4 protein-coding genes and 1 pseudogene are annotated in these 6,117 nt (G+C 62.0%); 3 read left to right on the top strand and 2 right to left on the bottom strand.

What is annotated here, in order from left to right:
• Positions 1 to 103 (bottom strand): annotated as a pseudogene (locus tag CKW24_RS28680) (helix-turn-helix domain-containing protein); the annotation flags it as partial.
• A gap of 494 nt (positions 104 to 597) precedes the next feature.
• On the opposite strand from CKW24_RS28680, the gene CKW24_RS18055 reads away from it, so the two are divergent.
• Genes CKW24_RS18055 through CKW24_RS18045 form a run of 3 tightly spaced genes read left to right on the top strand, consistent with a single transcriptional unit; the run spans position 598 to position 5,353 of the window.
• Entirely contained in the window at positions 598 to 1,914 is a 1,317-nt protein-coding gene (locus CKW24_RS18055) for a phospholipase (RefSeq protein WP_095169525.1), read from the top strand.
• Between the two features lie 50 nt (positions 1,915 to 1,964).
• Positions 1,965 to 3,920, top strand: coding sequence for a DUF1302 domain-containing protein (locus tag CKW24_RS18050; protein WP_095169524.1), 1,956 nt, complete (start codon positions 1,965 to 1,967; stop codon positions 3,918 to 3,920).
• 59 nt (positions 3,921 to 3,979) lie between these two features.
• On the top strand, positions 3,980 to 5,353 hold the full coding sequence (locus tag CKW24_RS18045; protein ID WP_095169523.1) for a DUF1329 domain-containing protein: 1,374 nt from the start codon (positions 3,980 to 3,982) through the stop codon (positions 5,351 to 5,353).
• A gap of 51 nt (positions 5,354 to 5,404) precedes the next feature.
• Here the strand turns inward: CKW24_RS18045 and CKW24_RS28675 are convergent, their stop codons facing one another.
• Positions 5,405 to 6,109 carry a methyl-accepting chemotaxis protein gene (locus tag CKW24_RS28675; protein ID WP_371917597.1) on the bottom strand — a complete coding sequence of 235 codons (705 nt, stop codon included), beginning with the start codon at positions 6,107 to 6,109 and terminating at the stop codon, positions 5,405 to 5,407.
• Positions 6,110 to 6,117: the final 8 nt, after the last annotated feature.

Below are 6,117 nucleotides of genomic sequence, written 5' to 3'. Positions count from 1 at the left end.
TCTCGTAGTCACTGCACAGCTTGCTGAAGGTGTGTTTGTCCGCCAGATAGGCAGCGATGAACATCACTTTTCGATCCATAGGTTTCAGCTCTCTCCAGGGCATGGTCAGATCCTCGCGAAATCGACCATGCCAGTTAATAACTGTTACCTATGTGCTTGAACTGATTTGTAACCCATGTGGGTGAGTCATACCGGTAAGAGCGTTTTGCTTACTTTTGCGCTGTTCAAAAGTGAGCCGCCGTCAGGCGGAACCATAGGAGGCCGTTACCGAAGAAATGGATATGTACTCGGTCTAATCCAACACCCCAGAGGCCCACAGGTGCAACGTCGCACCACAGTTGTGTAGATACCTATGCCGCGATGGGGCCAGCTCACAGCCAACATTTATCGACCTGACACACCGCCATCCCGGGCAAGCCCGGTCCCACAGGCTCGCTCCCACAATGGATTTTAGCTGTTCGCAGATTGTGTATACCGCCACCCAACCTGCTCGCGATGGCGCTATCGGAGAGTTTTTTTGGCCAGATTGGACAGTGTCAGGGCCGGGGTCGGTTGTTAGGCTCAGTGCTCGAATTCAGCCAATAAGAACCAAAAGCAATGAAGCTGACAATTCTCCTGCTGCTGCTCTGCGGCACCGCTCCGGCGGCGTGGGGTTGGTCCAACCATACGGTCGGCAGCTACCTGGCGTTGCAGGAGTTGCCGGCCCTGCGCGAGGCGCCCCAGGTCACGGTCGAGCCGCTGGAGCAGTTCCTCACTGAGCAATATGGCGCCATCGCCGAGTTGCTCGAGCAGCAGGAGCAATTCGCTCGTCAGCACTTTGCCCAGTACCCGCCACGTCCCGACAACCTGAAGTTGCCCGCTACGCCGGGGGACAATGTGCGCCAGGCGTTTCTCAACGCCCTGCGGGTCAATCCGCAGATCCACCTGGCCATGGTGATCCAACCGATGCCCGGGCAGGACCAGCCACAGCGCGCGCACCTCAAGGCCGAACAGGTGATGGTCGAGCAGACCCTGTCGCCGTGGAATCGCCAGCGCTTCATCCTGCTCGAGCAGGGTGAACACGTCGCGCCCCTGGCCGTGCTGGCCAGCGCCGCCGACGAGCCGGATTACGGGCATGACATCAACCTGTTCAGCGACAACCCCGGCGAGGTGGCCGCGGTCTACGGCTTCGGTCCGCAGCCGTTCGGCGATGAGCGATTCCAGTACAGCTCCCAGGCGCCGTTCCATATGGGCTTCTTCCACGAGAGCCCAGTGGTCTATGCCGCCGCCGGTTTTCTGCAGCGCAGTTGGCCGGATTGGCGCGCCTTTCAGTACCTGGGCCTGGCGCGGCTAGCGTTCGCCACGGGTCATTCCTACTGGGGTTACCGCTTTCTTGGCTGGGGCCTGCACCACATTCAGGACCTGACCCAGCCCTATCACGCCAAGCCACTGCCGGGCGTCGAGCTGGCGAGCATGCTGCTGATGGAAGGCCAGGCCCTGGCCGGTTACGACAGTGACAAGCGCGCGGCCATCGAGCGGGTTGCCAGTCGCCATATGGAGGTGGAGAAGTATCAGGCCGCCTGGCTCTACAGCCTGTTGCGCAGCGGGCAGCCCGTGCATCCGATGCTCCAGGCCTACGCCGATACCGCACAAGACACCAGCTACCCGCCCTATTCGGTGGACTACCTGCGCGACGTGGTCAGCGCTCAGTCCGCCGAGGCCGGCGCCATGTTTGACCAGGCCATCGGTGAATGGCTGGAGACGGCGCCGGCTACCAGCAATTTCAGCAGTGGCAATCAGCTGCAAACCGAAGACTACGACCACCCATTACTCAACCAGCAGCTGTTCCAGTTGTTGGGGCATTTCGGTGCGCACAGCCGGATTTATGTCGGTGCCGGACTCGCGCCAGCGGTGGCAGGCAACGCAGCGCCTTAACCGCTGCCCGAAAACAAAAACAACAAGATCAGGGAAGGGAGGAACACCGCATGAGGATTCGATTACGCCATTCGGGCGCGGCGATATCCGGGGTAGGCCTGGCAGGGCTGTTGCAGCTATGCGTGGTCGATGGCGCGTTGGCTGCCGAGTTCAAGGTACTGGACAACCAGGTCACGGGCTCGTTCGACAGCACCTTGTCCTACGGTCGCTTGTGGCGGGTCCAGGGACGGGACAAGAGCAACGACGACGTCAACACCAACGATGGCAATCGCAACTTCGACACCGGGCTGGTATCCGAGGTGTACAAGATCACCTCGGAGCTGGAAGCCAACTACCAGAACTACGGGGTGTTCATGCGCGGCACCGCGTTCTACGACACTCAGTTGATGGACAAGCGCAACGATTACTACCGCAACAACAGCCCCTCGCAACCGAGCCAGAGTTACCCCGACGACGACCATTTCACCGACGAGACTCGCGACATCGCCGGCAGCCGGGTCGAGATGCTCGACGCCTACGTCTATGGCAACTGGGACGTGGCGCAGATGCCGGTGACGGCACGCCTGGGTCGCCAGGTATTCAACTGGGGCGAAGGCATTTTCTATCGCGGCGGGATCAACACCACCAACCCGGTGGACGCGGCCAAGTACCGCCTGCCGGGTGCCGAGGTCAAGGAAGTGCTGATGCCGGTGGAGGCGGTCAGCTTCAACATCGGCCTGAGCGACAACCTGACCATGGAAAGTTTCTACCAGACCAACTGGAAAGAAACCCGCATTGATCCGGTCGGCACCTTCTACTCCCAGGGCGACCTGTTCGCCGACGGCGGTAACACCGGCTACAACAACTTCAGCGGCACCGCCCTGGATACGCCAGTGCCGGGCTTTGGCAACGTGATCGGCTTGTACGAAGCGCTGGGCAACAACCCGGCGCTCAACCAGATCCTGGGCAGCACCGGCTTGTACGCCAACGGCGTGACCCCGGCCTACGGCAACACCCTCAAGGTGGCGTCCATCGGCAAGGACATCAACGCGCGTAACGACGGCCAGTTCGGCTTCGCCTTCCGCTACATCGCCGAAGAGCTCAACAGCACCGAGTTCGGCGTGTACATGGTCAACTATCACGCCAAGGAGCCGACCATCGCCGCCAATCTGGGTGGCTACAAGGGCATCGACATGGACGCCCTGACCAATCTGTTGAGCGGTCTGGCCGGTAGCCAGGCCGCTGCATTGGCCAATGGCCTGGCCACCGCCGACGTGATGGGCAACATCCAGGCCAATCGCCGCTACGCCGAAGACATCCGCATGTATGGCTTCAGCTTCAACACCACCTTGGGTCAGGCTTCGGTCTTCGGTGAGTTGGCCTACCGGCCGAACCTGCCGATTGGCATCGCGGCGACCAACGACCTGATCGGTGACCTGGCCAACGGCGCAGCCGCTGCGGTAACTGGCCAGTCGATCAACGTCGGTGGGCAGATGGTCACCCTCGACAGCCAGATCAACAACGCCGAGCGCGTGGAAGCGTTCAATACCTCGTTGGGCAGCATCTACAACTTCGGCCCGAACCTGTCGTTCGATTCGCTGTTTGGCGTATTCGAGCTGGCCTCCGAGCACTTGCGCGGCAGCAGCCTGCAGTACACCGCCTTCGACGGCAGCAACCGCTACTACGCCGGCACCGGCAACACCTCCTATGTCTCGGGCGGTGATCGGGACGATCAGATCAATCGCGACTCCTACAGCTACACCCTGATGGTCAACGGCACCTGGAACGACGTGTACGCCGGGGTCAACGTTTCGCCGTACGCGGTCTACAAAGACGACTTCAAGGGCAACAGCTACCAGGCCGGCAATACCATCGAAGGGCGCAAGGCCTACACCCTGGGGATCAAGGCCAACTACCAGAACAAGCTGGAAGCGGAGCTGCAATACACCGAGTTCTACGGCGGTGGGCAGAACAACAGCATTCGTGACCGCGACAACGTCGGTTTTAACCTCAAGTATTTCCTGTGACGGTTCAGGCCCCCTGGCATGCGGGTGCTGTGGCCCTGCCTTTGATTCGGAGAATGTCCATGCTTCACACACCACGATTGCTCAAGACCAGCCTGGCGCTGGTCCTCAGCCTGGCAGCGGGCAGCGCGCTGGCCGCGCTGTCACCCCAGGACGCGCAGCAACTGAAAACCAGCCTGACGCCCCTGGGCGCCGAGCGTGCGGGTAACGCGGCCGGCACCATCCCGGCCTGGGATGGCGGCATCACTCAGGCGCCCAAGGGCTATGTGCCGGGCAAGCATCACCTGGACCCATTCCCCACCGACAAGCCGTTGTTCACCATCACCAAGGCCAACCTGGAGCAGTACAAGGGGCAGTTGACGGCGGGTCAGATCGCGTTGTTCAACAGCTACCCCGACACCTTCCAGATGCCGATCTACCCCAGCCGTCGCTCCGGCTCGGCGCCGCAGTGGCTGTACGACAACACCTTCAAGAACGCCACCTCGGCCAAGTTGCTGGACGGTGGCAACGGCTTCAGCGATGCCTATGGCGGCGTGCCGTTCCCGGTGCCCAAGGACGGCGTCGAGGCGTTGTGGAACCACATCACCCGCTATCGCGGAATCTATGTGGTACGCCGCGCTTCCGAAGCACCGGTGCAGCGCAATGGCAGCTTCGCCCTGGTGACTTCGCAACAGGAAGGGCTGTTCACCTACTACCGTCCGGGTGGGCAGTTCGCCGACCTGAAAAACATCCTGTTCTACTACCTGGCCTTCGTGAAGAGCCCGGCGCGCCTGGCCGGTGGTGCGGCGCTGGTGCACGAGACCCTGGACCAGATCAAGGACCCACGCCAGGCTTGGGTCTACGACGCCGGGCAACGCCGCGTGCGGCGGGCACCGAACCTGGCGTACGACACCCCGATCGCTTCTTCCGATGGCTTGCGCACGGCGGACGACACCGACCTGTTCAACGGCTCGCCAGACCGCTACAACTGGAAGTTGGTGGGCAAGAAAGAGGTCTACATTCCCTACAACAACTACAAGGTCACCAGCCCTGAAGTGAAGTACGCGGACCTGCTCACGCCGGGGCACCTCAACCCGAAATTCACCCGCTATGAGCTGCACCGGGTGTGGGTGGTGGAGGGCACGCTGAAGCCGGGCTCGCGGCACATCTACTCCAAGCGCGTGCTGTTTCTCGACGAGGACAGCTGGGGCGCGGCCGTGGTGGATCAGTACGACGGGCGAGGGGAGTTGTGGCGGGTGTCGATGGGCTACCTGAAGAACTTCTACGACCTGCCCACCACCTGGAGTGCGCTGGACGTGTTCCACGACTTGCAGGCGCGCCGTTACTACGTGCAGAACCTGGATAACGAAGAGTCGGAAACCGTGGACTTCGCGCAACCGGTGCCAGAGGACTCCTACTTCATGCCGTCGGCGTTGCGCCAACGCGGTACGCGGTAAGGCAAAGCCGCGCGTCAACGATGACGCGCGGCTGTGGTTTAACGCGTAGGCCTAGACCCGGAAGTGGCTGACCATCATCTGCAACTGGTTACCCAGGCGTGCCAGTTCAATGCTCGAGGCGGCGGTTTCGTCGCTGGCGGCGGCGGTCTGTTCCGAGACGTCGCGCACGTTGACGATACTGCGGCTGATTTCCTCGGCGACCGCGCTTTGCTGCTCGGCTGCGGCGGCGATCTGCTGGTTCATCGACTGGATATTCGACACCGTGCGGGTGATGTTTTCCAGCGACAAGCCGGCCTTGCGGGTCAGTTGCACGCTGCTGTCGGTCAGGCTGCGGCTGTTGCTCATCACCGTGGCGACCTGCTGGGTGCCGTTCTGCAATGCGGCCACCAGGCCTTCGATTTCCTCGGTGGATTTCTGCGTGCGTTGCGCCAGGCCGCGGACTTCGTCGGCAACCACGGCGAAGCCACGTCCCGCTTCACCGGCCCGAGCCGCTTCAATGGCGGCGTTGAGCGCCAGCAGGTTGGTCTGCTCGGCCACGGCCTTGATCACGTCCATGACGCTGCCGATCTTGTCGCTTTCCTTCTGCAGGACGCTCATGGCCTCGGTGGAACGCACCACCTCACTGGCCAGGCGCTCGATCTGGGTGATCGCTTCGTTGACCACCCGATCACCTTCACGGGCTTCGCCATCGGCGGCCGCGGCAGCTTGCGAGGCTTGTTCGGCGTTACGCGCGACTTCCTGCACGGTGGCGGTCATCTCGTGCA

The sequence above is a fragment of the Pseudomonas sp. Irchel 3H3 genome (assembly GCF_900187635.1).
GTDB lineage: Bacteria > Pseudomonadota > Gammaproteobacteria > Pseudomonadales > Pseudomonadaceae > Aquipseudomonas.
This window is presented reverse-complemented; position numbering and strand designations above follow the sequence as displayed.

Coding starts and splice junctions, on each gene's coding strand:
- CKW24_RS28675 (WP_371917597.1), bottom strand. CDS start 6,109: ATGACCGCCACCGTGCAGGAAGTCGCGCGTAACGCCGAACAAGCCTCG.
- CKW24_RS18045 (WP_095169523.1), top strand. CDS start 3,980: ATGCTTCACACACCACGATTGCTCAAGACCAGCCTGGCGCTGGTCCTC.
- CKW24_RS18050 (WP_095169524.1), top strand. CDS start 1,965: ATGAGGATTCGATTACGCCATTCGGGCGCGGCGATATCCGGGGTAGGC.
- CKW24_RS18055 (WP_095169525.1), top strand. CDS start 598: ATGAAGCTGACAATTCTCCTGCTGCTGCTCTGCGGCACCGCTCCGGCG.